Source organism: Pseudomonas sp. F-14 TE3482, from assembly GCF_053629455.1.
The window spans coordinates 6,140,141-6,165,884 of sequence record NZ_JBRJII010000001.1 but is presented as its reverse complement, the minus strand read 5'-3'; the positions used below and the strand labels follow the sequence as shown (position 1 = coordinate 6,165,884).

At 57.1% G+C, this 25,744-nt stretch carries 18 protein-coding genes; 13 read left to right on the top strand and 5 right to left on the bottom strand.

What is annotated here, in order from left to right; genetic code table 11:
• The first annotated feature begins 239 nt into the window (after nucleotides 1-239).
• Both AB7M26_RS27965 and AB7M26_RS27960 read left to right on the top strand, forming a co-directional pair.
• Nucleotides 240-1,799: an McrB family protein gene (locus AB7M26_RS27965; RefSeq protein WP_218398064.1), complete on the top strand. Its 1,560-nt coding sequence runs from the start codon at nucleotides 240-242 to the stop codon at nucleotides 1,797-1,799.
• Nucleotides 1,796-3,097, top strand: a complete 1,302-nt coding sequence (locus tag AB7M26_RS27960; protein WP_429387136.1) for an McrC family protein — start codon at nucleotides 1,796-1,798, stop codon at nucleotides 3,095-3,097. Before AB7M26_RS27965 ends, AB7M26_RS27960 begins: the two co-directional genes overlap by 4 nt.
• A gap of 57 nt (nucleotides 3,098-3,154) precedes the next feature.
• Here the strand turns inward: AB7M26_RS27960 and AB7M26_RS27955 are convergent, their stop codons facing one another.
• From AB7M26_RS27955 to AB7M26_RS27940, 4 genes are all read right to left on the bottom strand, one after another.
• Nucleotides 3,155-3,700, bottom strand: a complete 546-nt coding sequence (locus tag AB7M26_RS27955; RefSeq protein WP_429387133.1) for a BRO-N domain-containing protein — start codon at nucleotides 3,698-3,700, stop codon at nucleotides 3,155-3,157.
• Between the two features lie 365 nt (nucleotides 3,701-4,065).
• Nucleotides 4,066-5,316, bottom strand: a complete 1,251-nt coding sequence (locus tag AB7M26_RS27950) for a ribonucleotide-diphosphate reductase subunit beta (protein ID WP_007934889.1) — start codon at nucleotides 5,314-5,316, stop codon at nucleotides 4,066-4,068.
• A gap of 646 nt (nucleotides 5,317-5,962) precedes the next feature.
• Nucleotides 5,963-6,235 carry a hypothetical protein gene (locus AB7M26_RS27945; protein WP_123495811.1) on the bottom strand — a complete coding sequence of 91 codons (273 nt, stop codon included), beginning with the start codon at nucleotides 6,233-6,235 and terminating at the stop codon, nucleotides 5,963-5,965.
• Between the two features lie 187 nt (nucleotides 6,236-6,422).
• Nucleotides 6,423-6,686, bottom strand: coding sequence for a DUF2790 domain-containing protein (locus tag AB7M26_RS27940; RefSeq protein WP_123495813.1), 264 nt, complete (start codon nucleotides 6,684-6,686; stop codon nucleotides 6,423-6,425).
• A 468-nt stretch (nucleotides 6,687-7,154) separates the two neighbouring features.
• Between AB7M26_RS27940 and acs the strand changes: the two genes are divergently transcribed.
• The 7 genes from acs (at nucleotide 7,155) to argR (ending at nucleotide 15,188) form a co-directional block, all read left to right on the top strand.
• The gene (gene acs / locus AB7M26_RS27935; protein ID WP_123495815.1) at nucleotides 7,155-9,110 is read left to right on the top strand and encodes an acetate--CoA ligase; all 1,956 of its coding nucleotides are present in this window, start codon (nucleotides 7,155-7,157) and stop codon (nucleotides 9,108-9,110) included.
• A 697-nt stretch (nucleotides 9,111-9,807) separates the two neighbouring features.
• The gene (locus tag AB7M26_RS27930) at nucleotides 9,808-10,581 is read left to right on the top strand and encodes an ABC transporter substrate-binding protein (protein WP_429387129.1); all 774 of its coding nucleotides are present in this window, start codon (nucleotides 9,808-9,810) and stop codon (nucleotides 10,579-10,581) included.
• Nucleotides 10,582-10,671: 90 nt separating this feature from the next.
• Nucleotides 10,672-11,361: an ABC transporter permease gene (locus AB7M26_RS27925; RefSeq protein ID WP_007904805.1), complete on the top strand. Its 690-nt coding sequence runs from the start codon at nucleotides 10,672-10,674 to the stop codon at nucleotides 11,359-11,361.
• A complete protein-coding gene (locus AB7M26_RS27920; RefSeq protein ID WP_123495817.1) occupies nucleotides 11,358-12,056 on the top strand; it encodes an ABC transporter permease in 699 nt (232 codons plus the stop codon). Before AB7M26_RS27925 ends, AB7M26_RS27920 begins: the two co-directional genes overlap by 4 nt.
• Nucleotide 12,057: 1 nt before the next feature.
• A complete protein-coding gene (locus AB7M26_RS27915; protein WP_123495819.1) occupies nucleotides 12,058-13,170 on the top strand; it encodes a M14 family metallopeptidase in 1,113 nt (370 codons plus the stop codon).
• Between the two features lie 27 nt (nucleotides 13,171-13,197).
• Nucleotides 13,198-13,962 (top strand): ABC transporter ATP-binding protein, encoded by a 765-nt coding sequence (locus AB7M26_RS27910; protein ID WP_007904680.1) that lies wholly within the window; start codon nucleotides 13,198-13,200, stop codon nucleotides 13,960-13,962.
• Between the two features lie 245 nt (nucleotides 13,963-14,207).
• The gene (gene argR, locus AB7M26_RS27905) at nucleotides 14,208-15,188 is read left to right on the top strand and encodes a transcriptional regulator ArgR (RefSeq protein ID WP_429387124.1); all 981 of its coding nucleotides are present in this window, start codon (nucleotides 14,208-14,210) and stop codon (nucleotides 15,186-15,188) included.
• 34 nt (nucleotides 15,189-15,222) lie between these two features.
• Here the strand turns inward: argR and AB7M26_RS27900 are convergent, their stop codons facing one another.
• Nucleotides 15,223-20,256, bottom strand: coding sequence for a dermonecrotic toxin domain-containing protein (locus tag AB7M26_RS27900; protein ID WP_429387121.1), 5,034 nt, complete (start codon nucleotides 20,254-20,256; stop codon nucleotides 15,223-15,225).
• A gap of 306 nt (nucleotides 20,257-20,562) precedes the next feature.
• On the opposite strand from AB7M26_RS27900, the gene AB7M26_RS27895 reads away from it, so the two are divergent.
• The 4 genes from AB7M26_RS27895 (at nucleotide 20,563) to astD (ending at nucleotide 25,580) form a co-directional block, all read left to right on the top strand.
• A complete protein-coding gene (locus AB7M26_RS27895) occupies nucleotides 20,563-21,783 on the top strand; it encodes an aspartate aminotransferase family protein (RefSeq protein WP_007904683.1) in 1,221 nt (406 codons plus the stop codon).
• 201 nt (nucleotides 21,784-21,984) lie between these two features.
• A complete protein-coding gene (gene aruF / locus AB7M26_RS27890; protein ID WP_095634598.1) occupies nucleotides 21,985-23,004 on the top strand; it encodes an arginine/ornithine succinyltransferase subunit alpha in 1,020 nt (339 codons plus the stop codon).
• A gap of 87 nt (nucleotides 23,005-23,091) precedes the next feature.
• Entirely contained in the window at nucleotides 23,092-24,117 is a 1,026-nt protein-coding gene (gene astA, locus AB7M26_RS27885) for an arginine N-succinyltransferase (protein ID WP_123495822.1), read from the top strand.
• Nucleotides 24,114-25,580: a succinylglutamate-semialdehyde dehydrogenase gene (astD, locus tag AB7M26_RS27880; RefSeq protein WP_185022108.1), complete on the top strand. Its 1,467-nt coding sequence runs from the start codon at nucleotides 24,114-24,116 to the stop codon at nucleotides 25,578-25,580. Before astA ends, astD begins: the two co-directional genes overlap by 4 nt.
• Nucleotides 25,581-25,744: the final 164 nt, after the last annotated feature.

Below are 25,744 nucleotides of genomic sequence, written 5' to 3'. Positions count from 1 at the left end.
TTTGAGGGGATCGTTTCTATAGTCGCTAAGCTTTCGTCCTGCACAGCTTTTTCCACTGCGCGATCTACTTCTCTGTGCGGCTTTACCAGTGATGGCAATGTAGCTACCGTTGTAGGATAAATTTCCTGCGGCTGTGCGCTATTTCCTACGTCGAGTTTCGGTTTCTGCAACCCGTGTCGACCGTGATCGAGCCGCACCCCGCAATGACCATTTGCTCACGTAGCAAGGATAGCGACTCGATGACTTCGCCTGCACTTAACCAAATCTTGTTTGGCCCACCGGGAACCGGTAAGACGTTCGCCACTATCGAGGCCGCGCTGGAAATTCTTGCTCCTGAGTTTCTTCGGGCCAACAAAGGCAAACGGGTGGCTTTAAAAAAGCGCTTTGATGAGTTAGCCGAAGATGGGCACGTTGAGTTCGTCACCTTTCATCAAAGCTTCAGCTACGAGGACTTCGTCGAAGGTCTACGTGCTGAAAGCGGAGAAGATGGGCAATTGCGCTACGAAGTCGTCGATGGAGTGTTCAAAAAAATGTGCACCTCTGCCATGGCCAAAGTAAAGAGCCCCGGTGCTCTATTTATAAAGGGGGAGTCATTTGGTTCGGGGTACATAGTCGCGAGTGCATCTGCTGAGTTGCTGAGCTTGGTTAAACCTAATGGTAAAGAGCTACCGATTGGGATGAGTATTCTTCACACGCTCGCTGAATATGTGCGCGCAGGGCGGTTAACCGTCGCAGATGTTCGCAACAAGCTAGTTTTTGACAAAGTGTCAGAAACTAAGCTGGAACCATATCTCATCAATGGCTACAACAATATTTTGCCGGTTTTGGTTCAGCGGATTTTGGAAACGTCATCCGACGACGCAAAGGTCAAGGAAACAACTCAATCCAGCGACGCACGCGTACTCATCATCGATGAAATAAATCGCGGCAATATCTCTCGGATTTTCGGTGAGCTGATTACTCTCATCGAGCCATCCAAGCGTGCAGGAGTCGACGAGGCATTAAAGGTGACGCTGCCGTATTCGAAGGATCATTTCAGCGTACCGAGTAATGTCTACCTCATTGGCACCATGAACACCGCTGATCGTTCATTGGCCGGTCTAGATATCGCACTGCGTCGTCGTTTCACGTTCCGCGAAATGCCGCCTAAGCCTGAGCTGCTGAACGACGTCACCGTGGGGGAACTCAATGTTGCCCAACTCCTAATAGTGATGAATCAACGAATTGAAATGCTTTTAGACCGAGATCATTGCTTAGGACACGCGTATTTCATGCCGTTAAAGGATGAGCCAACGCTGGAGCGATTGGGCCAAATCTTTCGCGAGCAAGTGCTCCCATTGCTGCAAGAGTATTTCTTCGAAGATTGGCTACGGATTCAATGGGTCCTTAACGATCATCGCAAGGCCGCTGAAAACTGCTTTATCGCGCAGGCGCTATTCAACTCAGGATCTTTGTTTGGCGATCAAGTGGTGCTAAGTAACCAAAATAACCAATGGATCATCAACGAAGACGCCTTTGCTCGGATTGAGTCTTTTTGGGGTGTCATTGATCACCAAGCAGTACCTCCAAAGGTCCAGGAGGCTATCGAAGCTGAAAAAGACGACATTCAGGTTCGTCAGCTTGAAAGCGGATCAATCGAGGTTTTAAAGTCTGGGAAGATCGTCAGCCCATCTAAACCTATTTTGCGAGAGCTTGCCGCAGCGCATGGCCTGACAACACACCATGCAAGTGGTCTTGAGTTTAATACTCGCCATCTTGGCGCGGCCGTAATCAGCGCATTGAAAGGCGTGACGGTGTGAAACCCGTCATCACGGTCCGCGAGTACGCGAGGCTGACGACAGATAAAATCACTGAGCCGACATTGGATCTTGCTCAGGTATCGGTTTCCGCCTTTGACTGGCTGTGCAAATTGAATGCTACTTTCAGCAATGCTGGAACTGCACTGGTTCAGCTTGAAAATCGGTGTTTACTCAAACTCGACAACTACGTTGGTGTGTTGGAAACACCCTGTGGCACTCGTCTTGAAATTCTCCCCAAACATTTTGAGCGAGAGGACTGCATTAAGCAGAGCAGAGTGTTGTTGCGGCGCATGATCCAAGCTTCTCTAAATTTATCTACCCGTGAAGTCGGCGCGGCAGATCTTCAAAATTTCGATGCACCGCTGAGCGAATGGGTCATGGGCCGATTCCTACTGGCTCTGGATCATTTGATCAAGCGAGGTCTACGCTTTGACTACCAGCGCGTAGAGGAGGAACAACGGTTCCTACGTGGTCAATTGGATGTGGTTAAGCAAATGCGTCAACCCCCTGGACGCCAGCACCATTTCCAGATTCGACACGATATCTATTTGCCCGACCGACCAGAAAACCGCTTACTCAAATTCGCGTTAGATGAGGTTTGCAAAGCAACAAAAGATGCTGGTAACTGGCGTCTGGCTCACGAGTTAAGAAGTGTGTTGTTAGAGGTTCCTACAAGCCGCAATGTGCAGCAGGATTTCAACCAATGGAGCAGCGAGCGGCTGATGGCGCACTACATGCCAGTGAAACCCTGGTGTGAGCTGATTATCAAGCAAAAGATGCCTTTGGCGGTCGCCGGGGAGTGGCATGGCATGAGCTTGTTGTTTCCTATGGAGAAGCTGTTTGAGCGTTATGTAGCTGCGAGTCTAGACAGGGATCTGCTGCAAGACGCTCGACTTCAAACTCAAGCCCACACTGAATATTTGTGTCAGCACAAAGGCAAAAACTTCTTTCAATTGCGGCCGGATTTGATGGTTCACCATCAGAATAAAAGCTGGGTGCTGGACACAAAATGGAAGCGGTTGAACTCATCTGGTGAGGATAAGAGCTACGGTTTGAAGCAGTCCGATTTCTATCAGTTGTTCGCCTATGGCCACAAATACCTAGGGGGTGAGGGGGAGTTGGTGCTGATTTATCCAAGACGATCTGCGTTTGATGCGCCGTTGCAGGTATTTGAGTTTGCATCGCAACTCAAGCTTTGGGTGCTGCCGTTTGATATGGAACGTGGCGTATTGTTAGGGGCTCCTGAAGGGTTCCCGCTTCACTCTCAGCAACAGCGATCAAGTGAACGGTTGGCGTGATGCTCAACGCTCCCAATCAAATGGGTGCAGAAAGCTGCACCCATCTTTAGCGGCTTTCTAAAATAGAAATAGCCGTGAAGCTTTCCTCCACCAAGATGTTTGCTGTTGGGGCAGCAGGATGCAAGGCATGTCCCGCATCCGTATCCATGGTTCATTCCGCCGGTGCAACAAACTCAGTTGCATCTGAGGCCAATCCAAAACGCTCAAGGTTGGACGCTCAACTGCCTGCGCCGGTCTTGCGTCACGCAGTGCAGTTACAACCTGATGCGTCAGCCATTCGCGTAGTGAGCGATATTCCGGGCAATAGTGATAAACCAATAATGCATACACGCCCGACTCGCTGAGCATCAGTCGCTCCTCTGCTGCTCCATGAGCATGTACCAATAACATCCGTCGCTGATCCATATCGAGTTTTCGGGACATTCGCTCGTCCAAATACTTGCCCATCAACCGCCCTATATCGCGCGCGCAAAACCAGGCTTGGTTTTCGAAGAGTAGGGCGTGGAGATGAATGTCGTGGCGAGTGAATAGGGTGGATGGGAGAGGCTCCCACTCGTCGTTCATTGGTGTGGATAAATTTCTGGATGCGAGTTGAGTGGACATAATCCGTGACCTCTACGTATTAAGGGGGCAGGGCCTGACCCAACGTAGAGTGGAATTAAGAAATCCCAACGAGCAAAGCCATCACATACCAACGACAAACCACCAAAGGGTGAATTGCGAATCTGTGTGATTGGCTAAGCCTTTTACGTTGGGCGTTTCTTAGGCACCTGCGATGGAGCTTAGAGGTGCTTTGAATAGTCATCAATACGGAAGCAGCCGTAAGTTCTGTAGGAGATTTAGCGGCGTTGTGTAGGGATAAAAAAATTATTCCCGTCCAATAAAAAAGCCCCGATCAGGTCGGGGCTTTCAGCTTTTCGATTTGACGATTCAGATCGCTATCATTCAAATCGCGGTGAGCTTGGAAATCAATCCCAGCTAAGCGCACCACCAGTTTGGTATTCAATAACCCGAGTCTCAAAGAAATTCTTCTCTTTCTTCAAGTCCATAATCTCGCTCATCCAAGGGAACGGGTTCGTAGTCCCCGGATACTCTTCCTTCAACCCAATCTGGCTCAAACGACGGTTAGCAATAAACTTGAGGTAATCCTCCATCATCGCCGCATTCATGCCCAACACCCCACGAGGCATGGTATCCCGTGCGTATTCGATCTCCAGCTGAGTCCCTTGCAGAATCATCTGGCTCGCTTCTTCCTTCATTTCAGCATCCCACAAGTGCGGGTTTTCGATTTTGATCTGGTTGATCACGTCGATGCCGAAGTTCAGGTGCATGGATTCGTCGCGCAGGATGTACTGGAACTGCTCGGCGACGCCGGTCATTTTGTTGCGGCGGCCCATGGAGAGGATTTGGGTGAAGCCGCAGTAGAAGAAGATGCCTTCCAGAACGCAGTAGTAGGCGATCAGGTTGCGCAGCAGCTCTTTGTCGGTTTCGACGGTGCCGGTTTCGAACTTCGGATCGGAGATCGAACGGGTGTATTTCAGGCCCCAGGTGGCTTTTTTCGCGACCGATGGGATCTCGTGGTACATGTTGAAGATCTCGCCTTCATCCATGGCCAACGATTCGATGCAGTACTGGTAGGCGTGGGTGTGGATCGCCTCTTCGAAGGCCTGGCGCAGGATGTACTGGCGGCATTCCGGGTTGGTGATCAGGCGGTACACGGCCAGGACCAGGTTGTTGGCAACCAGGGAGTCGGCGGTGGAGAAGAAGCCGAGGTTGCGCATCACGATGCGGCGCTCGTCGTCGGTCAGGCCTTCCGGGTTTTTCCAGAGGGCGATGTCGGCGGTCATGTTGACTTCTTGCGGCATCCAATGGTTTGCGCAGCCGTCCAGGTACTTCTGCCATGCCCAGTCGTATTTGAATGGGACGAGCTGGTTGAGGTCGGCGCGGCAGTTGATCATGCGCTTTTCATCGACAGCTACACGAGCGGAGGCGCCTTCCAGTTCGGCGAGGCCTTCGGCGACGTCGAGGGAATCCAGGGCAGCCTTGGCGCGGGCGATCGCGGCGGAGTCCGTCGCGGTCACGGCGCGGGCCTCTTGAGCGGCGGCACCACCGGCGCTGTCGAGGCGGTCCATGTTGGCTTCAGAAGCGTGGCCGGCGTTGGCGCCTTTTACAGCGACTTCGCCGTCATCTTCTTTGTCGAATTCGTCCCAGCTCAGCATGACGTGTCGTCTCCTGCGTGAGGGCCAGATTGCCCGTGTGAAAACTGATAGGTTGGTTTTTCACACAGCCGTTTCTGGCCGCGTTGGATCTAAAGGAAATCGTTTTTTGCAGCAGTACAACGCAGGCAATAAACAGAATTTTGTACGGGTGTTCCGAAGCCACTGATGGGCGCAGAAAACGTGAACCGCTCTGCGTGGGCTTCAGACTGGCTTTTCACCCCTGTAAGGGAATATTGCAGGCCCGTTTAAGTGCGCATTATAAGGAAATTTTCGGCCCCGTGGTGCGGCGAAATGGCACCTAGAGTGGTCGGCGAAGGCCGTTTTCAGGTTGGAGCGAGGGTTTACAGGGCTTTGGCGGAGGAAGTTTTTTTTTCGTCTGTTTTGGCTGGTTTTTGACGGTGAGGGCTGGGTGTTCGCGTGGTTATGGTCTGCTGTTGTGTTGCAAGCCAGGTGGGGCGGGGCTTTCGGGGGAGGGGAGTCGCTTCTTGGAGTGCAGTTTTTGGCTGAAAATGTTCTTGAAATGGATTGCTCAAAAAACAACCAGAAACGGCATTTTTTACTACATGTAGTGGTTTTGGTCGATTTTTGACCACTCCAGACACAACTAAGCCCGACCGAAGTCGGGCTGTAATGTCGCTTTCGGTTTTCAGCTGAGGCGACCAGCACCTACGTGATCAGAGCCATCGGCAGCGACCTTGGCAGCGCCGGTGTGATCAAAGCCGTCAGCAGCGACTTTGGCAGCGCCAGTGTGATCGAAACCATCGGAAGCGAAAGAAGCCGAGCCGGTATGGTCGTAACCGTCAGAAGCGACAGCCGCTTCAGTGAAAGCAGCCGAACCAGTGTGGTCGTAACCATCAGCGGCAAAGGTGTTAGCGGCCAGGACGGAAAGGGTCAGGGCGAGGATCAGTTTGGTTTTCATGGTGGTATCTCCAGGTTCGTTGGCGTTGTGTGCCTTGGGTGTGGAATTCATCCTACGCCAACTATTTTGATAAAAAAGCGCAAAAAAACGCTTAAAGCAATCGTATTTATCGATGTAATGCTCGGCGCTTCATCTGCCTTTAAAGCGGGCGGGTGGGTCGAGCCTTGATAAATAAGAGGGGGGCGGATCAGCCGTTAGAGCAGCCGTTGCCCATGACGCTGTAGCGCAGAATGTGCCGCTGACCTTTGGAGTCGTCGTATTCCATTTTGGCCGGAACCACTTCGCAGACATTCGGGATTTCGCTCATCGATATGACTTTGGCGATGTCCAGGTGGGTGGAGTAGGTGTATTCCTCGATAGCGGGTTGTTGCTGTGCGACATCAGTCGGGACCTCATCCGCCATGGCGGTTACGCACAGACTGCTGAGGACCAGAACCCATAAAGCTTTCATTTCAAATTTACCTTTCTGAGGTCGAATGGGGTCGCGCAATCTTTTTTGGATTGCGTGTGGAGCTTTAATAAAGAGTCTTGGATTAACTGCCTTCGTGGGGGCTGCAACTGGGTTAATCACGTTGCCTTGTTGGCGAGGCTGATTTTAGGCCTGGCGGTGGCGTGCATATAGCCGTGCTTTTGATAAACACTTTTGGCAGATTTGGTAACAATCCCTCGAGAGCCCGCCCATTTCCACTGCGCAGAATCTGCCGAAGATTGCGTTCTTTCGACTTAAAAAGCCGAAGATCAAAAGATCACAGGCTTCGCCCGCTTCTACGCAGGCCCTAATAGCCGGGTTTGAGCGTCTTGTCGCGGTATAGCCACATTTTGTAGGGGCTTGTTACTACCATCGTCGAATGGTTCTATAGGCCCGGCCCGGCTACAACTGGAGCCATACAAAAACAACTATTCCACCGAGGTAAGAAAGATGAGTGCGGCTTCTTTGTATCCCGTTCGTCCCGAGGTTCTAGCCAACACGCTGACTGACGAGGCCACCTATAAGGCCATGTACCAGCAGTCGGTCGTCAACCCGGACGGCTTCTGGCGTGAACAAGCCAAGCGCCTCGACTGGATCAAGCCTTTCACCACGGTGAAGCAAACGTCCTTCGACGATCACCACGTCGACATCAAATGGTTCGCCGACGGCACGCTGAACGTTTCCTACAACTGCCTCGACCGTCATCTGGCCGAGCGCGGCGATCAAATCGCGATCATTTGGGAAGGGGATGACCCTGCCGAAAGCCGCAACATCACTTACCGCGAGCTGCACGAACAAGTCTGCAAGTTCGCCAACGCCTTGCGCGGCCAGGATGTGCATCGCGGCGACGTGGTGACGATCTATATGCCGATGATCCCCGAAGCCGTGGTCGCCATGCTGGCCTGTACCCGGATCGGCGCGATTCACTCGGTGGTGTTCGGCGGTTTCTCGCCGGAAGCCTTGGCGGGTCGCATCATCGACTGCCGCTCGAAAGTGGTGATCACCGCTGACGAAGGCATTCGTGCCGGCAAGAAAATTCCGCTGAAGACCAACGTCGACGACGCGCTGACCAACCCGGAAACGAGCAGCATCCAGAAAGTCATCGTGTGCAAGCGCACCGGTGGCAACATCAAGTGGAACCAGCATCGCGACATCTGGTACGAAGACCTGATGAAAGTGGCGGGCAGTGTGTGCGCGCCGAAAGAGATGGGCGCTGAAGAAGCGCTGTTCATCCTTTATACCTCCGGTTCCACCGGCAAGCCGAAGGGTGTGCAGCACACCACTGGCGGTTACCTGCTGTATGCGGCGATGACCCACGAGCGCGTGTTCGACTACCGTCCGGGCGAAATCTACTGGTGCACCGCTGACGTCGGTTGGGTCACTGGCCACACTTATATCGTCTATGGCCCGCTGGCCAACGGCGCGACCACGTTGCTGTTCGAAGGCGTGCCGAACTACCCGGACATCACCCGGGTGGCGAAGATCGTCGACAAGCACAAGGTCAACATCCTCTACACCGCTCCGACCGCGATCCGCGCAATGATGGCGTCGGGCACCGCCGCTGTAGAAGGCGCCGATGGCAGCAGCCTGCGTCTGTTGGGTTCGGTCGGTGAGCCGATTAACCCGGAAGCGTGGGATTGGTACTACAAGAATGTCGGTCAATCCCGTTGCCCGATCGTCGATACCTGGTGGCAGACCGAAACCGGCGCGACCCTGATGAGCCCGTTGCCGGGCGCTCATGGCCTGAAACCTGGCTCTGCGGCACGGCCGTTCTTCGGCGTGGTGCCGGCGCTGGTGGACAATCTGGGCAACATCATCGAAGGCGTTGCCGAGGGCAACCTGGTGATTCTCGATTCGTGGCCAGGCCAGGCGCGCACGCTGTATCGCGACCATGACCGCTTCGTCGACACTTACTTCAAGACGTTCCGTGGCATGTATTTCACCGGTGACGGTGCACGTCGTGACGCAGACGGTTACTACTGGATCACCGGTCGCGTGGATGACGTGCTTAACGTATCCGGGCACCGCATGGGTACCGCCGAGATTGAAAGCGCGATGGTCGCGCACCCGAAAGTCGCCGAAGCGGCAGTGGTCGGTGTGCCGCATGACATCAAGGGCCAAGGCATTTATGTCTACGTCACGTTGAATGCTGGCGAAGAGCCGAGCGAGCAATTGCGCCTGGAACTGAAAAACTGGGTGCGTAAGGAAATCGGTCCGATTGCTTCGCCGGATGTCATCCAGTGGGCGCCGGGGCTGCCGAAAACCCGTTCGGGCAAGATCATGCGCCGGATTCTGCGCAAGATTGCGACGGCCGAATACGATGGGTTGGGGGATATTTCGACCCTGGCCGATCCGGGTGTGGTGCAGCATTTGATTGATACGCACAAGACCATGAACGTCGCGTAAGCACGGTTCTGAGTTAGTGAAAGCCCCATCCGGTGTCGTGCCGGATGGGGCTTTTTTGGTCTGCGGTTTATGTTTTGGCTGTCCGGGCCTCATCGCGGGCAAGCCCGCTCCCACAGGTTTTCGGGATTGGTTGAGATTGCCCGCACGCCACAAATCCTTGTGGGAGCGGGCTTGCCCGCGATGAGGCCAGGTCCGACACCACATAAACAACGACCAATAATTATCGGCTTCCTATGTAGGCCCATTCCCACTGTTACCCATCACCCTTCAAGTGACTGAATGTGTAACCGCACGTTCCGATACGAGGCATTGGGAAACGCAAAGCCCCGTTTCAGGGCCCTTCAATCCGGCCTTGAAAATAAGACACCACGCTGCGCTTGCCGGATTAGAAGGGTTTGCCAATAATAGGCCCGCAATTTGCAATATAGATCGGTTCACTGTCTTTTGCTCTTGCATGAAATTGCAAGGCTGTCAACGCGTTCAAGCGGCTTTCTCGGTGCATCTGTAATTTGTTGTCGCATTGAAGAAATATCGGCTTCGGGCCTGTCGTTAGAATGCCGATCACTCGCTCGTCGTTGCCTGTGTTGAAATCAGCGCACGGTTCCTAGGACGCAGCACCGCTTTGCGGTTTAACCCATTCGCATATTGGGCTGTTGCTCACTCTGCCGTTTTTGCCCTTTACCGATGGAGTCCCAAGATGAAGAAACTTGTGCTGCTTGGCGCCTTGGCGCTGTCCGTGCTGTCCCTGCCGACCTTCGCCGATGACAAGCCCGTAAAAATCGGTATCGAAGCAGCTTACCCTCCGTTCGCCTCCAAGGCGCCGGACGGCAGCATCGTGGGTTTTGACTACGACATCGGCAACGCCCTGTGCGAAGAGATGAAGGTCAAGTGCGTGTGGGTCGAGCAAGAGTTCGACGGCCTGATCCCGGCACTCAAGGTGCGCAAGATCGACGCGATCCTGTCGTCCATGTCGATCACCGAAGACCGCAAGAAGTCCGTGGACTTCACCAACAAGTACTACAACACCCCGGCTCGCCTGGTCATGAAGGCCGGCACTCAGGTCAGCGAAAACCTGGCTGAGTTGAAGGGCAAGAACATCGGCGTGCAACGTGGTTCGATCCACGAGCGTTTCGCCCGCGAAGTCCTGGCTCCGCTGGGTGTCGAGATCAAGCCTTACGGTTCGCAGAACGAAATCTACCTCGACGTGGCCGCCGGTCGCCTCGACGGCACCGTGGCAGACGCTACCCTGCTGGATGACGGTTTCCTGAAAACCGACGCCGGCAAAGGTTTCGCCTTCGTTGGCCCGGCCTTCACCGACGTCAAGTACTTCGGCGACGGCGTGGGTATCGCAGTTCGCAAGGGCGACGCGCTGAAAGACAAGATCAACACCGCGATCGCGGCCATTCGCGAGAACGGCAAGTACAAGCAAATCCAGGACAAGTACTTCGCCTTCGATATCTACGGCAAGTAATCGTCCCCGCAACACCTGCGAAATGGCGCAAGCAACAGGATCTCTGAGGTTTGCGCCATTTTTTCATCCCAACTTTCGAGGACCTGAATCATGTTGAAAGGCTACGGGGCTGTCATCCTCGATGGCGCATGGCTGACGCTTCAGCTCGCCTTGTCGTCCATGGTCCTGGCCATTGTTCTGGGTCTGATCGGCGTTGCGCTGCGTCTGTCCCCGATACGCTGGCTGGCCTGGCTGGGCGACCTGTACTCCACGGTGATCCGCGGTATTCCCGATCTGGTGCTGATCCTGCTGATTTTTTACGGCGGCCAGGACCTGCTCAACCGTGTCGCGCCGATGCTCGGTTATGACGACTACATCGACCTGAATCCGTTGGCCGCCGGTATCGGCACCCTGGGTTTCATCTTCGGTGCGTACCTGTCGGAAACTTTCCGTGGTGCCTTCATGGCAATCCCGAAGGGGCAGGCCGAAGCCGGCATGGCGTACGGCATGAGCAGTTTTCAGGTGTTCTTCCGGGTGTTGGTGCCGCAGATGATTCGTCTGGCAATTCCGGGTTTCACCAATAACTGGCTGGTATTGACCAAGGCGACCGCGCTGATTTCGGTGGTCGGTCTGCAAGACATGATGTTCAAGGCCAAGCAGGCGGCAGACGCTACCCGCGAGCCTTTCACCTTCTTCCTCGCAGTGGCGGCGATGTACCTGGTGATCACCAGCGTCTCGTTGCTGGCATTGCGTCACCTTGAGAAGCGCTACTCGGTAGGCGTAAGGGCGGCTGATCTATGATCTTCGACTACAACGTCATTTGGGAGGCCTTGCCGCTGTACTTCGGCGGCCTGGTGACCACCCTCAAACTGCTCGCGCTGTCGCTGTTCTTCGGTCTGCTGGCGGCACTGCCGCTGGGGCTGATGCGCGTCTCCAAGCAGCCGGTCGTCAACATGAGTGCCTGGTTGTTCACCTACGTGATTCGCGGCACGCCAATGCTGGTGCAGCTGTTTTTGATCTACTACGGTCTGGCGCAATTCGAGGCGGTGCGTGAAAGCTTCCTCTGGCCATGGCTGTCCAGCGCCACGTTCTGTGCGTGCCTGGCCTTCGCCATCAACACCAGCGCCTACACCGCTGAAATCATCGCCGGCAGCCTGCGCGCCACGCCGAACGGCGAGATCGAAGCGGCCAAGGCCATGGGCATGTCGCGGGTCAAAATGTATAAGCGGATCCTGCTGCCATCGGCCCTGCGCCGGGCACTGCCGCAGTACAGCAACGAAGTGATCATGATGCTGCAGACCACCAGTCTGGCGTCCATCGTGACCCTGATTGACATCACCGGTGCCGCGCGCACGGTCAACGCTCAGTTCTACTTGCCGTTTGAAGCCTACATCACCGCCGGCGTGTTCTACCTGTGCCTGACGTTCATTCTGGTGCGCCTGTTCAAGATGGCCGAGCACCGCTGGCTGGGCTATCTGGCCCCGCGGAAGCACTGATATGGAACGCATCGATCATGTATTGCCGTGGAGCCACCTGGGCAGTGAACGCCGGATTTCGGTGTTCCGCTTCGGCGCTGGCGAGCGCAAGGCCTACATCCAGGCCAGCCTGCACGCCGATGAACTGCCGGGGATGCGCACGGCCTGGGAGCTGAAAAAGCGCCTGACCGAACTCGAAGCTCAGGGTTTGCTGAACGGTGTGATCGAACTGGTGCCGGTGGCCAATCCACTGGGCCTGGGTCAACTGCTTCAGGGTAACCATCAGGGGCGTTTCGAGGCGGGCAGCGGCAAGAATTTCAACCGCGATTTCGTCGAACTGAGCGAGCCCGTGGCCGCTGAGCTGCAAGGGCATCTGGGTGACGATCCTCACGCCAATGTCCGTTTGATCCGTGAAACCATGAGCGATGTGCTGGCTGCCTTGCCGCCTGCCGCGAGTCAGTTGCAAGGCATGCAGCGCATCTTGCTCAGCCATGCCTGCAATGCCGACGTGGTGCTGGATTTGCATTGCGATTGCGAAGCGGCGCTGCACATGTACGCCTTGCCGCAACACTGGCCGCATTGGCGTTCGCTGGCAGCACACTTGAACGTCAAGGTCGGGCTGTTGGCGGAAGACTCCGGCGGCAGCTCCTTTGATGAAGCGTGTTCGCTGCCATGGCTGCGTCTGTCGCGGCTGTTTCCGGACGCTCAGATTCCACTGGCGTGCCTGGCAACGACCATCGAGTTGGGTGGCCAGTCCGATACCGGTCGCGAAGAGGCTGTGGCTTACGCCGAAGGGATTCTGGCGTTCCTCGCTGAACAAGGGTTGATCAGCGGCGAATGGCCAAAGCCTGCACAAGACGCTTGCGAAGGCATGCCGTTCGAAGGCACTGAATTGCTGTTCGCGCCGCATCCGGGCGTGGTGAGTTTTCTGCGTAAACCCGGTGAGTGGGTTGAAGCGGGTGACGAGATTTTTGAAGTGATCGATCCGTTATCGGATCGGGTCAGCACGGTGTGTGCTGGTACGTCCGGGGTGCTGTTTGCCATTGAACGGCTGCGTTATGCCCAACCCGGTTTCTGGCTGGCCAAGGTGGCGGGGCGCGAAGCGCTGCGTCACGGGCGCTTGCTCAACGACTGACTGACTGTTTTTGTGAGAACCGACCGCATGTACAAACTTGAAGTCCAAGACCTGCATAAACGCTATGGCAGTCACGAAGTGCTCAAGGGCGTGTCCCTGAAAGCGGCGGCTGGCGATGTGATCAGCATCATCGGCTCCAGTGGCTCCGGCAAAAGTACTTTCCTGCGCTGCATCAACCTGCTCGAGCAACCGCACGCCGGCAAGATTCTGCTCAACAACGAAGAGCTGAAGCTGGTCGCCAACAAGGACGGCGCGCTGAAAGCCGCCGACCCGAAACAGCTGCAACGCATGCGTTCGCGCCTGTCGATGGTGTTCCAGCATTTCAACCTGTGGTCGCACATGACCGCGATGGAAAACATCATGGAAGCGCCGGTGCACGTGCTCGGCATGTCCAAGACCGAAGCCCGCGAGAAGGCCGAGCACTACCTGAACAAGGTCGGTGTTGCTCATCGCAAAGATGCTTACCCTGGCCACATGTCCGGCGGCGAGCAGCAGCGTGTGGCGATTGCCCGTGCGCTGGCGATGGAGCCTGAGGTGATGCTGTTCGACGAACCGACTTCGGCCCTCGACCCTGAGTTGGTCGGTGATGTGCTGAAAGTCATGCAGGCCCTGGCGCAGGAAGGCCGGACCATGGTGGTGGTGACGCACGAAATGGGCTTTGCCCGTGAAGTGTCGAACCAGTTGGTGTTCCTGCACAAAGGCGTCGTCGAAGAAAGCGGCAACCCGCGCGAAGTGTTGGTCAATCCGCAGTCTGAGCGTTTGCAGCAATTTTTGTCCGGCAGCTTGAAATAATCAGGACTGCCGTTGTGCACCGCGATAGTGCATGCTTCGCGATTTAGAGGCCGGTCCCGATCCCTGTGGGAGCTGGCCTGCCAGCGATAGCGGTGGGCCAGTTTGCATCTTTGGCACAGGCACACCGCCATCGCTGGCAGGCCAGCTCCCACAGTTTGATTTCCATCGGTTTCAAGATTTGTGTTCATTTACGGGCTAGCCTTGGCCCATGCCTTCATTCTGTTCTTTGCTTCGGATTGCCCGCCATGACTGCCCATCGAATTGGTTTCCTGATTTGGCCCAGCACAAAAGCTCTGACGCTTGCGCTGGCTGAGGAGGCCTTGCGTGTTGCCCAGCGTGTGCATCCGGACGTTGTTTACGAACTGTCGTTTTTGCAGGCCGAACCACCGACCGAAGGCGCCTGGCAATTGCCGGGCGAACCCTGGGCCGGCAGGCTCGAGAACTTCCAGAAACTGTTCCTGCTCGCCGACGAGCCGCCGACCTCGCTTGCGCCGGCGCTCAGCAGTGGGCTGAAACAACTGGTGCGCGCCGGGTGTGTAATCGGCGGGTTGTCGGCCGGTGTTTACCCGTTGGCGCAGTTGGGTTTACTCGACGGTTACCGCGCGGCCGTGCATTGGCGCTGGCAGGACGATTTCGCTGAGCGTTTCCCGAAGGTGATTGCCACCAGCCATCTGTTCGACTGGGATCGCGATCGCTTGACCGCGTGCGGCGGGATGTCGGTGCTCGATTTACTGCTGGCGGTGCTGGCTCGCGATCACGGCGCCGAACTGGCCGGTGCGGTGTCGGAAGAACTGGTGGTCGAACGAATCCGCGAGGGCGGCGAGCGCCAGCGCATTCCGTTGCAGAACCGCTTGGGCTCCAGTCATCCGAAGCTCACCCAGGCGGTGTTGCTGATGGAAGCCAACATCGAGGAGCCGCTGACCACCGACGAAATCGCCCAGCATGTGTGCGTATCGCGTCGGCAGTTGGAGCGCATCTTCAAGCAATACCTCAACCGTGTGCCGAGCCAGTATTACCTGGAATTGCGCCTGAACAAGGCCCGACAGATGTTGATGCAAACCAGCAAGTCGATCATCCAGATCGGCCTGTCGTGTGGCTTTTCTTCGGGGCCGCATTTCTCCAGCGCCTACCGCAACTTCTTCGGCGCCACGCCGCGGGAAGATCGCAACCAGCGGCGCAGCAGCAGCCCGTTCGAGTTGTCGTCGGTGCCGTCCGAGCGCGGTTGAATCTGCGCAAGGCTGCACTCGAACCAGGCGTTGATTATTCGTCAACCTCTGAGTTTCCAGAGGACGACACCTCCATTTGCGCGTTATCGATGATTTCATCAAGCCCGAAGTCAACGTTGTTCAACCTGAAATAATCAAAGAGTCGTCGAAGGCTGTCTTCGGACAACGGATTCCCTCTCAGGTTGAGGCTTTCGCCAATTTCCATCGGCAGCTCCAGAATGTCGCTGGGTATCTCAATGATCGCGTTTGCACTCAGATCAACCACGTCCAGAAACTCGAGTTGCAGCAGCCCTGGGGGAAACTCAGTGATGCCGGTGTTGTTTAACAGCAGTACGGCAAGCTCGGGCATCTGACTGACGTCGGGTGTCAGCCCCAATGGGTTGTTGCTCAGCTCCAGATAGTCAAGGCGCTCCATTTGCGCCAGTTCGAGCAGGGTTTGCGTGGTCAATGTGAGTTGACACCGGGTCAGGGCCAATGCTGTCAGATCGCCCATCCTGAAAACGGCGTCGGGGATTTCGTTCAGTGTGTATTCGCGGATGGTCAGGCTTTTGAGGCGGGGGAAGCATTCCAGAAAACGCCCGGCCCCTGAGGTCATGCCGGCATTACTGTGCAAATAGAGCAGTGTGACGTGACTGAAGTCGGCGCTCAGCACCGGCAGGTTGCCAGTGATGTTGATGGTCAGCGTCAAATCATAAGTGGGCGTCAGTGTCGCGTTGAAGCCATCCACATTGGTTTCATGGCGCCAGCAACGCTCCAGAATCCGTTTGGTTTCAATTCGGTTCAACTCTTCGAGTACCCGCTCCGCGTCCGTCAGGGCTTGGCCAGAAACCGGGTGGTGGGTGGGAATGTCCTGGGTCCAGATTTCCAGGGTGGTCCTCAGCGTTTCGAACTCGCCTTCCAGGCGTGTCAGCTCTGTTTGGCCCTCTTGCAATGTGCCAGGCAGGCGATAAATGAAATCGCTGGCTCGCTCTTGATCCAGTCGCGGATAGAGTCGTTGTAATCGTTGGATATCCGCCTGTTCAGCAAAGACACCGAAGTCAAGGCCGGTCTTGACGAAGTAGCGCTTGATGCGTTCGCGGTCTGTTGCGCAAATCGGGTTGCCGCCCAGGTCAAAGCCATTCTGTATGTCCGGTGGCAATTCGAAGAGGGCGGCAGGCAGTTCCGGGATCCGATTGTCATTGAGCAGGGCGGTTCGAAGATGGGGACGCGTCAGCAAACCGGTGGGGATGCTGGAGATGCCGGTCCCTGCCACATCGATGTAATCCAGATCGTGCATGTTTTCGACGTTGGGGAGTAACCCCAGCGGATTGTGATACAGCTCCAGTGTTGTCAGCTCGCTCAGTGCAGCGAGTGTCGCCTGGCTCTGCGGGGTGAGGGTGAGCGCACAGTCGCTGATAATCAGTTCGTTGAGGTGCGGCCATTGGGTGATGGCGTCCGGGATATTGCCAAGGTTGAAATTGCGCAGGGCCAAACGATGCAGCCCGGAGAAGCGCTTCAAGAATCCATTCACGCCCCCAGTGGCTCGATGGCCGGTCAATGAGAGGTTGCTCACGTGAGTGAAATCGACGCTCAGCACCGGGAGCTCGCCCAAAATCGGCCGGGAAAAAATAAAATCGACGTGCCAGGTGTCGGTCAGCGGGTGGGAAGCCTGCCGACGCCAGCAGTCGAGCAGTTGGTTCATGAACTGCCTGCGATTGCGTTGTTGTGTGGAGAACTGGTTGGCGACGATTCTGACATCGGTATCCGGGATATACAGCGGGATATCACCGGTCCAGAGTTGCAGTTCATCGACGAGCCTTTCGTGTTCGCCGATCAGTCGCGTCAATTCTGCTCGCGGTCCGCTCGGATGCAGCTGTAGCCGTTCGACGTACGCTTGCAGTTCTTCGGCCGAAAGATGGGGGAACAGACTATGGGCTCTGGCTTGTAACGTCAGTGGCTGGTTCGGCATACGCCGATAGCCGTCGGAGCCGCCCAGCAGACGCATCACTGATGGGTCGTAAGTGGGTTTGAAGATGGGGTGATGCGATAGCAGTGCGCGCAACTCGTCGCGACTCAAGGCATGTTCGCGGATCGATTGTTTGAGTTTTTCACCTTCGCCGATATGGATCTTCAACGCGCTACGCTCGATGTCGGGGAGTGCCTGCAGCATGCTGGTATACAAGTCGCTGACGGAGTTGAGTGCCTGGCCTGTCTCGTCATAAGCCTGAAACGGGCCTTCTTCGGTCATGACCAGGACTTTGCGCAGCGACGCATCGACGTTGCCGACGCTATCGATCAGTTGTCCCTCATAGCTGTACTGCCGGAGCTCGATGCGCACTTGCCCCGACCAGCCCGGTAAACGTTCGAGCGAGTGCAGGGCCAGTCGCTGTGTGTCGAGGTTATCGGCGGTCGACTTAAGCTCAAGGCCTTCGTAGGCGCGTGTCACCCGTGTTTGCAACGCGGCCTCACGGCTCAGGTCCGCCAGTCGTCCGGGCAATGTTCCCTGTTTGAGTTGTTGCAGTTCCTGATCGCTCGCCGTGTCGAGCACCGCTTCTGCGAAGCTCGTCGGCAGGCCGGGTTCGGCGTTGATGATGGTGTGTGCTGGTGCGCGAGCGCCGCGTTCGAGTTTGCGGTAGCGATAGTCGAACAAGATGGCTCTTTTGCGTTCGACAATCTCAGCCAGCGTGCGACGCAGTGTGCGAGTGCGGGTGTCGAGACGGGTGACGGAGGTTCCGAATTCTTCCCCCATCAGCGTTTTTATTTCGGCTTCATCCAGTGTCAGAAGAAACGTTTTGAGCAAGTCGCCGTCGTTCAGTTGTGTGACATCGATTTGCAGGTCCGGCACCGTGGAGCCGGGGCTTTGCCAGAGGGTTTGAGCCTTTTCATCAATCAGGCGCAGGCCTTTGCGCTCGGGCCAGTAGCCGTTTTCATGGAGTAATTCCAGCTGTGTCACGGGATCGGCCTTGAGGAAGTCTTCAGGCCGGTCACTGTTCATCTGTTCGATAAAGGTTTGAATGTCCTGTTCGATCCTGAACCGTTTGAGGGTGTCGGCAAGCATTGGTGGCAGCCGTTCGACGTCCGTGTGCATCTTGCGCAGCGTATTTTCATCGTCGCCGCTGATCTTGAGCATGCGCTCACGCTCGATGGCGGAAAAACGTTCCATGTCGGGACCGATACGGCGCAACAACTTGGCCTGATCCCATTCCAGCGGTTGCTCCAGCTCAGTCTGCCAGGCACCTTCGCCATTGTGTTTGAGCACTGGTTTATAGGCGTCGGGGCGAGTCGGGTGGTCGATGCGGTGCTGGCCGGTTTGCGGGTCCTCGATCACGGCATAGAGTTTGTCTTCCAGCCTCAACAGGGATTTGCCCTGATGGTTGTGCAGCCCGCGTTCGTCGGTTGGCGAACCCTTGGGCAGTTCTGCGCGTTGTTCGAACGGCGCCAGATCGGGCTTCCAGTAGCGGGTTTCGCCATTCGGTGTCTTGACCGGTTTGAAACGGTCAATGAACTCAACGACTTCTCGAGGCAGGACTGAACGAAACTCCCCCACGACGAGGGTGCCTCCGACCGCAAAGGTGCCCAGCTGTACCGCGGACTGAACCGTCTCCATGAAATGTTCGAGCGCTTGATCTGTCAGGCCTTCTGCCCAGTCGACGATGCCTTCGAAGGTCTCGTCGAGCAATTGGTACGCCACGTAGGCCAGCATCAGTTCGCCGAGGAGCGGCACGAACGGCAGGGCGACAACGGCTGCGATGTTCAGCAGCGCCGAGGCAATTTCTGTGAAGGAGTCCCATAACGCCCATCGGGCTTTTTGGTCGACCAGGGCAGTGGTTACCGCGATGACCCGTGCATCGTTGAGGATCTTGTCCAGTTTGCGCTGGTAGAGATGAGTCCACAGATCGCCCTGGATCGGCACTGCTGCCATTTGCAGGTTGACGCGCTGGTCTGGATTTTCTCTCCACGTGGGGCGCGAATCGCCAGGTTGAACCGGTTGCCAGGTGATGGGGGTGAGGCGGTTGTTCAGCTGAGCGAAAAAGTGCCCGCGATCCTCATGGTCGATAAAGCGACTGAAGAACTGTTGATAGTCATGGTTGCGCAAGCGCTGGATCAGTTCCTGGGCGAATGCGCCGGTGGAGGAATACTCCTTGATCGGGTGTTCGGGGTCGTCGGGAATATAGGCCACTACCCGAACCGTTTCGTGCGAACGCTCCAGATCCGGGGCAAACAGCACGATACCGGTCAGGTTGGCGTTCATGATTGTCAGTTCATGGCAGCCCCATTCCTGGCCGCGCAGGCGCAAGTGTTGCAAGCCATCCAATAAGCCAAGGATCAGTTGATGAACATCACCGCCAAGCTTGTTTTGCATGTACGCCATTTGCAGGGCGGAGGTGAGTGCCGCTTTCTGGCTGTTGCGAACTTTGGATTGCATGACCGCCGTCGCCACCGGATTGCGCAGGCCCAGGTTTTCTTCGAGGTACTCTTTGTAGCGCTCGCCAATATCCAGTTCCCGGCACAATCGGGTGAATGCAGCGATGGGCATTTTTTGCAGGATATGCGGCAGTTGTTTGAATTGCCCGGTGGCAGAAGGCGGGGTGATATAGGTGGACGCGGACTCAAAGGCCTGGTCTGTCGTCTCGCTGCTTTCAAAATTGTGCAGGGCGGCATCCAGCAGCGACACGGTCCAGATGCGTGCTGCCCCGGATTTCAATCGCAGCCAGGGAATGCGGGCAGGAATATAAAGACGCAAAAAGGTATGGCTGACATCCAGTTCCAGCCCAAAGCGTTTCTTGATCTGGGCTGCAAGTATTGGCTCGGCAAAGGTGCTGGCGTTTTGTAGGCGCGCCAAGGCCCGATCGACACGGTTTTGCGCCTCCCAATGCCGTGCATTGAGTTTGCCCAGTTCGACGTGCTGTGCCCTGGAGGCTGCCTTGAGTTCAGCGGGTAGCTGCGGTTTGACCTTCAGCAAGGCTTCTCGCTTTTGTGCGTTCGCCTGCATCAGCCAGGAAGGAATGACGCTCATCAGGTGCTGATAGTGCGCATCCGGCCTGAAAGGTAGCATCGAAGCGTCTGGGTGTTCGGTGTTCATGTTCATGGAAGAGGTCATCTGGGTTCGAAAGACCTCTAGCAAAACCCATCAGCCTGAACGGCGTGCGGTACATATTTACCGCCATCGGCAACACCGCATCAGATAGAACTGAGCACGCCTGCCGCAAACCCCGCCAGCAGTTTAAACTGCGCCTTTGCGACGCTATTTGTCGCATTGCCGTAAACCCGGGCAAAACCTGTGTTTGCGCTATAAGAAGTTGTCGCTTGGCGGCAAGGCCGGGCTGAAAACTGTCCTTACAATCCCCCCATCGCTCGCCAGTTTCAGGCGAGTGTTCCTTTTCAGGAGACTCCGATGTCCGTTGAGCACGCTGCGGTAGAACGCGCCGATTTCGACCAGGTAATGGTTCCCAACTACGCGCCAGCCGCTTTCATTCCTGTGCGTGGTGCCGGTTCCCGTGTTTGGGACCAGTCTGGCCGCGAGCTGATCGACTTCGCCGGCGGGATTGCCGTTAACGTATTGGGCCATGCGCACCCGGCGCTGGTCGCTGCATTGACCGAGCAAGCGAACAAGCTGTGGCACGTGTCCAACGTGTTCACCAATGAGCCGGCCTTGCGCCTGGCCCATAAGCTGGTCGACGCCACTTTTGCCGAGCGCGTGTTCTTCTGCAACTCCGGCGCCGAAGCCAACGAGGCCGCTTTCAAGCTGGCCCGTCGCGTGGCCCATGACCGTTTCGGTACCGAGAAGTACGAAATCGTTGCCGCGCTCAACAGCTTCCACGGCCGTACCCTGTTCACCGTGAACGTCGGTGGCCAGTCGAAGTACTCCGACGGCTTCGGTCCGAAGATCACTGGCATCACCCACGTGCCTTACAACGATCTGGCCGCGCTCAAAGCCGCTGTTTCCGACAAGACCTGCGCGGTGGTTCTGGAGCCGATCCAGGGCGAAGGCGGCGTACTGCCGGCCGAGCTGTCTTACCTGCAAGGCGCCCGTGAGCTGTGCGATGCGCACAACGCGCTGCTGGTCTTCGACGAAGTTCAGACCGGCATGGGCCGCAGCGGCAAGCTGTTCGCCTACCAGCATTACGGCGTGACCCCGGACATCCTGACCAGCGCCAAGAGCCTGGGCGGCGGTTTCCCGATCGCAGCGATGCTGACCACCGAAGACCTGGCCAAACACCTGGTCGTCGGCACCCACGGCACCACGTATGGCGGCAACCCGCTGGCGTGCGCTGTCGCTGAAGCGGTGATCGATGTGATCAACACGCCCGAAGTGCTGAACGGCGTCAATGCCAAGCACGACAAGTTCAAGACCCGTCTTGAGCAGATCGGCGAGAAGTATGGCCTGTTCACTGAAGTCCGCGGTCTGGGCCTGCTGCTCGGTTGCGTGCTGAGCGATGCCTGGAAAGGCAAGGCCAAAGACATCTTCAACGCCGCCGAGCGTGAAGGCCTGATGATTCTGCAAGCCGGCCCGGACGTGATTCGTTTCGCCCCAAGCCTGGTGGTTGAAGACGCCGATATCGATGCTGGTCTGGACCGTTTCGAGCGCGCCGCGGCGAAGCTGACGCAAGCCTGATAGACCTTTCGACGCCTGATGATTTCAGGCGTCGAACCCAATTTTATGTGCCGGGCACATACGTGTGGGAGCGGGCTTGCCCGCGATGAGGGCCTGACAGCCGACTTCATTGTTATCTGACAGGACGCTATCGCGGGCAAGCCCGCTCCCACATGAGCCGGGCATTTTTCTAATGAGTTTTTTCGAGATAGGAGTGACACCATGCTGGTGATGCGCCCCGCGCAAATGGCTGATCTGGGCGAGGTACAGCGTCTGGCTGCGGACAGCCCGATTGGTGTCACTTCCTTGCCGGATGACGTTGAACGCCTGAGCGACAAGATCGCCGCAAGCGAAGCTTCGTTCGCCGCTGAAGTCAGCTTCAACGGCGAAGAGAGCTATTTCTTCGTCCTCGAAGACACGGCCACCGGCAAACTGGTGGGCTGTTCGGCCATCGTTGCCTCGGCCGGTTATTCCGAGCCGTTTTACAGCTTTCGTAACGAAACCTTCGTCCACGCCTCTCGCGAGCTGAAGATTCACAACAAGATCCACGTGCTCTCCCAGTGCCACGACCTGACTGGTAACAGCTTGCTGACCAGTTTCTACGTGAAGCCGGAGTTGGTGGGTTCGCCTTGGGCTGAGCTCAATTCCCGTGGTCGCCTGTTGTTCGTGGCCAGCCATCCGGAGCGCTTTGCCGATTCGGTGGTGACCGAGATCGTCGGTTACAGCGACGAAAATGGCGATTCGCCGTTCTGGGATGCCATCGGTCGCAACTTCTTCGACCTCAACTACGCCGAAGCCGAGCGTCTGTGTGGCCTGAAAAGCCGTACGTTCCTGGCCGAGCTGATGCCGCATTACCCGATCTACGTGCCGTTGTTGCCGGATTCCGCTCAAGAGGCGATGGGCCAGGTGCACCCACGTGCACAGATCACCTTCGACATTCTGATGCGCGAAGGCTTCGAGACGGATCACTACATCGACATTTTCGACGGTGGCCCGACGCTGCATGCCCGCGTCTCGGGGATCCGTTCGATCGCCCAGAGCCGTGTCGTGCCGGTGAAAATCGGCGAGCCGGTCAAAGGCGCGGGTCGTCAATATCTGGTGGCCAATGCCCAATTGCAGGATTACCGCGCCGTTTTGCTTGAGCTCGATTACGCGCCGGGCAAACCCGTCACCCTGGATCTTGAAGCGGCCGAAGCCCTGGGCGTCGGTGAAGGTGCCAGCGTGCGCCTGGTGGCGGTTTAACGCCTGCTGCTATGCCTATAAAGAGTGAATGCTGAGTAAAGCAGCGAGTTTCACGGGTGGCGTCAGCGGCCCGTTTGAGGAGATAGCATGATTGTTCGTCCCGTACGCAGCAGCGATTTACCCGCTCTGATCGACCTGGCCCGCAGCACCGGTACCGGCCTGACCACCTTGCCGGCCAACGAAGAACGTCTGGCCCATCGGGTCGGCTGGGCCGAGAAGACCTTCCGCGGCGAAGCAGGGCGCGGTGATGCGGACTACCTGTTCGTACTCGAAGACGACAATGGCCGCGTGGTGGGTATTTCTGCTATCGCCGGTGCCGTCGGCCTGCGTGAGCCTTGGTACAACTTCCGGGTCGGCCTGACGGTCAGCGCCTCGCAAGAGCTGAACATCTACCGCGAAATCCCGACGCTGTTCCTGGCCAACGACCTGACCGGTAACTCTGAGTTGTGCTCGTTGTTCCTGCATGCCGATTTCCGCAGTGGCCTAAACGGCCGCATGTTGGCCAAGGCGCGGATGCTGTTCATCGCTGAGTTCCCGCAGCTGTTCGGCAACAAGATCATCGCCGAAATGCGCGGTGTGTCTGATGAGGCCGGGCGTTCGCCGTTCTGGGAAAGCCTGGGTCGGCATTTCTTCAAGATGGAATTCAGCCAGGCCGATTACCTCACCGGCGTGGGCAACAAGGCGTTCATCGCCGAACTGATGCCGAAATTCCCGCTGTACACCTGCTTCCTGTCGCCGGATGCGCGCAACGTGATCGGCCAGGTTCACCCGGACACCGAGCCGGCGCTGTCGATGCTCAAGAGCGAAGGTTTCAGCTATCAAGGCTACGTCGATATCTTCGATGCCGGCCCTGCGGTGGAATGCGAAACCACCAAGATCCGCGCGGTGCGCGACAGCCAGGCGCTGGTGCTGGCCATCGGCACGCCGGGTGACGATGCCACGCCGTTCCTGATTCATAACCGCAAGCGCGAAGACTGCCGGATCACTGCCGCACCAGCACGCTTCGCCGCCGGCACGTTGGTGGTCGATCCGCTGACGGCCAAACGCCTTCAACTCAACGCCGGCGATCAAGTACGCGCCGTTCCGTTGTCCGCTGCTCGGGAGTCGAAATAATGAATTCGCTATACATCGCCGGTGAATGGCTGGCTGGTCAGGGTGAAAGCTTTCAATCGGTAAACCCGGTGACGCAGCAAGTGCTGTGGGCTGGCGAAGGCGCCACGGCCGGTCAGGTCGAGTCGGCTGTGCAAGCTGCGCGTCAAGCGTTCCCGGGTTGGGCTCGCCGTACCCTGGAAGAGCGCATCAGCGTGCTGGAAGCCTTTGCCGCTGCGTTGAAGAATCACGACGAGCTGGCTCGCACCATCGGTGAAGAAACCGGTAAACCCCTGTGGGAAGCGGCGACTGAAGTTACCAGCATGGTCAACAAAATTGCCATCTCGGTGCAGAGCTATCGCGAACGTACCGGCGAGAAGAGCGGCCCGTTGGGCGACGCCACGGCGGTATTGCGCCACAAACCGCACGGTGTGGTGGCGGTGTTTGGTCCTTACAACTTCCCCGGTCACTTGCCGAACGGTCACATCGTGCCGGCGCTGCTGGCCGGGAACAGCGTGCTGTTCAAGCCGAGTGAGCTGACCCCGAAAGTGGCCGAGCTGACGGTCAAGTGCTGGATCGAAGCCGGTCTGCCGGCTGGCGTGCTGAACCTGCTGCAAGGCGCCCGCGAAACCGGTATCGCCCTGGCGGCGAACCCGGGCATCGACGGCCTGTTCTTCACCGGTTCCAGCCGTACCGGCAATCACCTGCATAAGCAGTTTTCCGGTCGTCCGGACAAGATCCTCGCGCTGGAAATGGGCGGTAACAACCCGCTGGTGGTGGATCAAGTCGCGGACCTCGATGCCGCCGTTTACACCATTATTCAGTCGGCCTTCATTTCTGCCGGTCAGCGATGCACCTGCGCCCGCCGCTTGCTGGTGCCGCAAGGCGCCTGGGGCGATACGCTGCTGGCGCGTCTGGTGGCGGTCAGCTCGACGATTGAAGTCGGTGCGTTCGATCAGCAACCGGCGCCGTTCATGGGCTCGGTGATTTCCCTCGGCGCTGCAAAAGCGCTGATGGATGCGCAAGAACATCTGCTGGCCAACGGCGCCGTGGCGCTGTTGGAGATGACTCAGCCCCAGGCCCAGGCAGCCTTGCTGACCCCGGGCATTCTGGACGTAACGGCGGTTGCCGATCGCCCGGACGAAGAGCTGTTCGGTCCGCTGCTGCAAGTGATCCGCTACGCTGATTTTGAAGCGGCGATCGCTGAAGCCAACGACACCGACTATGGCCTGGCGGCTGGTTTGCTGTCGGATTCCGAAGCGCGTTATCAGCAGTTCTGGCTGGAAAGCCGGGCCGGTATCGTCAACTGGAACAAGCAGCTGACCGGTGCGGCGAGCAGCGCGCCATTCGGCGGTGTCGGCGCATCGGGCAACCATCGCGCCAGCGCCTACTACGCCGCGGATTATTGCGCGTACCCGGTGGCCTCGCTGGAAACCCCGAGCCTGGTGTTGCCAGCCACCCTCACGCCTGGCGTGAAGATGGTGTAACGCCCAATCGCGGGCAAGCCCGCTCCCACAGGATTTGCGTCGGTCACAACATGTGTGAACACCTCCGAACCTGTGGGAGCCGGGCTTGCCCGCGATGGCCGCGACTCGGTCGCACTGAACAGTTAGTTACTGAAGCCTATAACAACAGATTCTCGTGGAGCCTC

What these genes read in the sequence shown, in the direction of transcription:
- AB7M26_RS27965 (WP_218398064.1), top strand. Translation starts at nt 240, where the DNA reads ATGACTTCGCCTGCACTTAACCAAATCTTGTTTGGCCCACCGGGAACC.
- AB7M26_RS27955 (WP_429387133.1), bottom strand. Translation starts at nt 3,700, where the DNA reads ATGTCCACTCAACTCGCATCCAGAAATTTATCCACACCAATGAACGAC.
- AB7M26_RS27950 (WP_007934889.1), bottom strand. Translation starts at nt 5,316, where the DNA reads ATGCTGAGCTGGGACGAATTCGACAAAGAAGATGACGGCGAAGTCGCT.
- AB7M26_RS27945 (WP_123495811.1), bottom strand. Translation starts at nt 6,235, where the DNA reads ATGAAAACCAAACTGATCCTCGCCCTGACCCTTTCCGTCCTGGCCGCT.
- AB7M26_RS27940 (WP_123495813.1), bottom strand. Translation starts at nt 6,686, where the DNA reads ATGAAAGCTTTATGGGTTCTGGTCCTCAGCAGTCTGTGCGTAACCGCC.
- acs (WP_123495815.1), top strand. Translation starts at nt 7,155, where the DNA reads ATGAGTGCGGCTTCTTTGTATCCCGTTCGTCCCGAGGTTCTAGCCAAC.
- AB7M26_RS27930 (WP_429387129.1), top strand. Translation starts at nt 9,808, where the DNA reads ATGAAGAAACTTGTGCTGCTTGGCGCCTTGGCGCTGTCCGTGCTGTCC.
- AB7M26_RS27925 (WP_007904805.1), top strand. Translation starts at nt 10,672, where the DNA reads ATGTTGAAAGGCTACGGGGCTGTCATCCTCGATGGCGCATGGCTGACG.
- AB7M26_RS27920 (WP_123495817.1), top strand. Translation starts at nt 11,358, where the DNA reads ATGATCTTCGACTACAACGTCATTTGGGAGGCCTTGCCGCTGTACTTC.
- AB7M26_RS27915 (WP_123495819.1), top strand. Translation starts at nt 12,058, where the DNA reads ATGGAACGCATCGATCATGTATTGCCGTGGAGCCACCTGGGCAGTGAA.
- AB7M26_RS27910 (WP_007904680.1), top strand. Translation starts at nt 13,198, where the DNA reads ATGTACAAACTTGAAGTCCAAGACCTGCATAAACGCTATGGCAGTCAC.
- argR (WP_429387124.1), top strand. Translation starts at nt 14,208, where the DNA reads ATGACTGCCCATCGAATTGGTTTCCTGATTTGGCCCAGCACAAAAGCT.
- AB7M26_RS27900 (WP_429387121.1), bottom strand. Translation starts at nt 20,256, where the DNA reads ATGAACATGAACACCGAACACCCAGACGCTTCGATGCTACCTTTCAGG.
- AB7M26_RS27895 (WP_007904683.1), top strand. Translation starts at nt 20,563, where the DNA reads ATGTCCGTTGAGCACGCTGCGGTAGAACGCGCCGATTTCGACCAGGTA.
- aruF (WP_095634598.1), top strand. Translation starts at nt 21,985, where the DNA reads ATGCTGGTGATGCGCCCCGCGCAAATGGCTGATCTGGGCGAGGTACAG.
- astA (WP_123495822.1), top strand. Translation starts at nt 23,092, where the DNA reads ATGATTGTTCGTCCCGTACGCAGCAGCGATTTACCCGCTCTGATCGAC.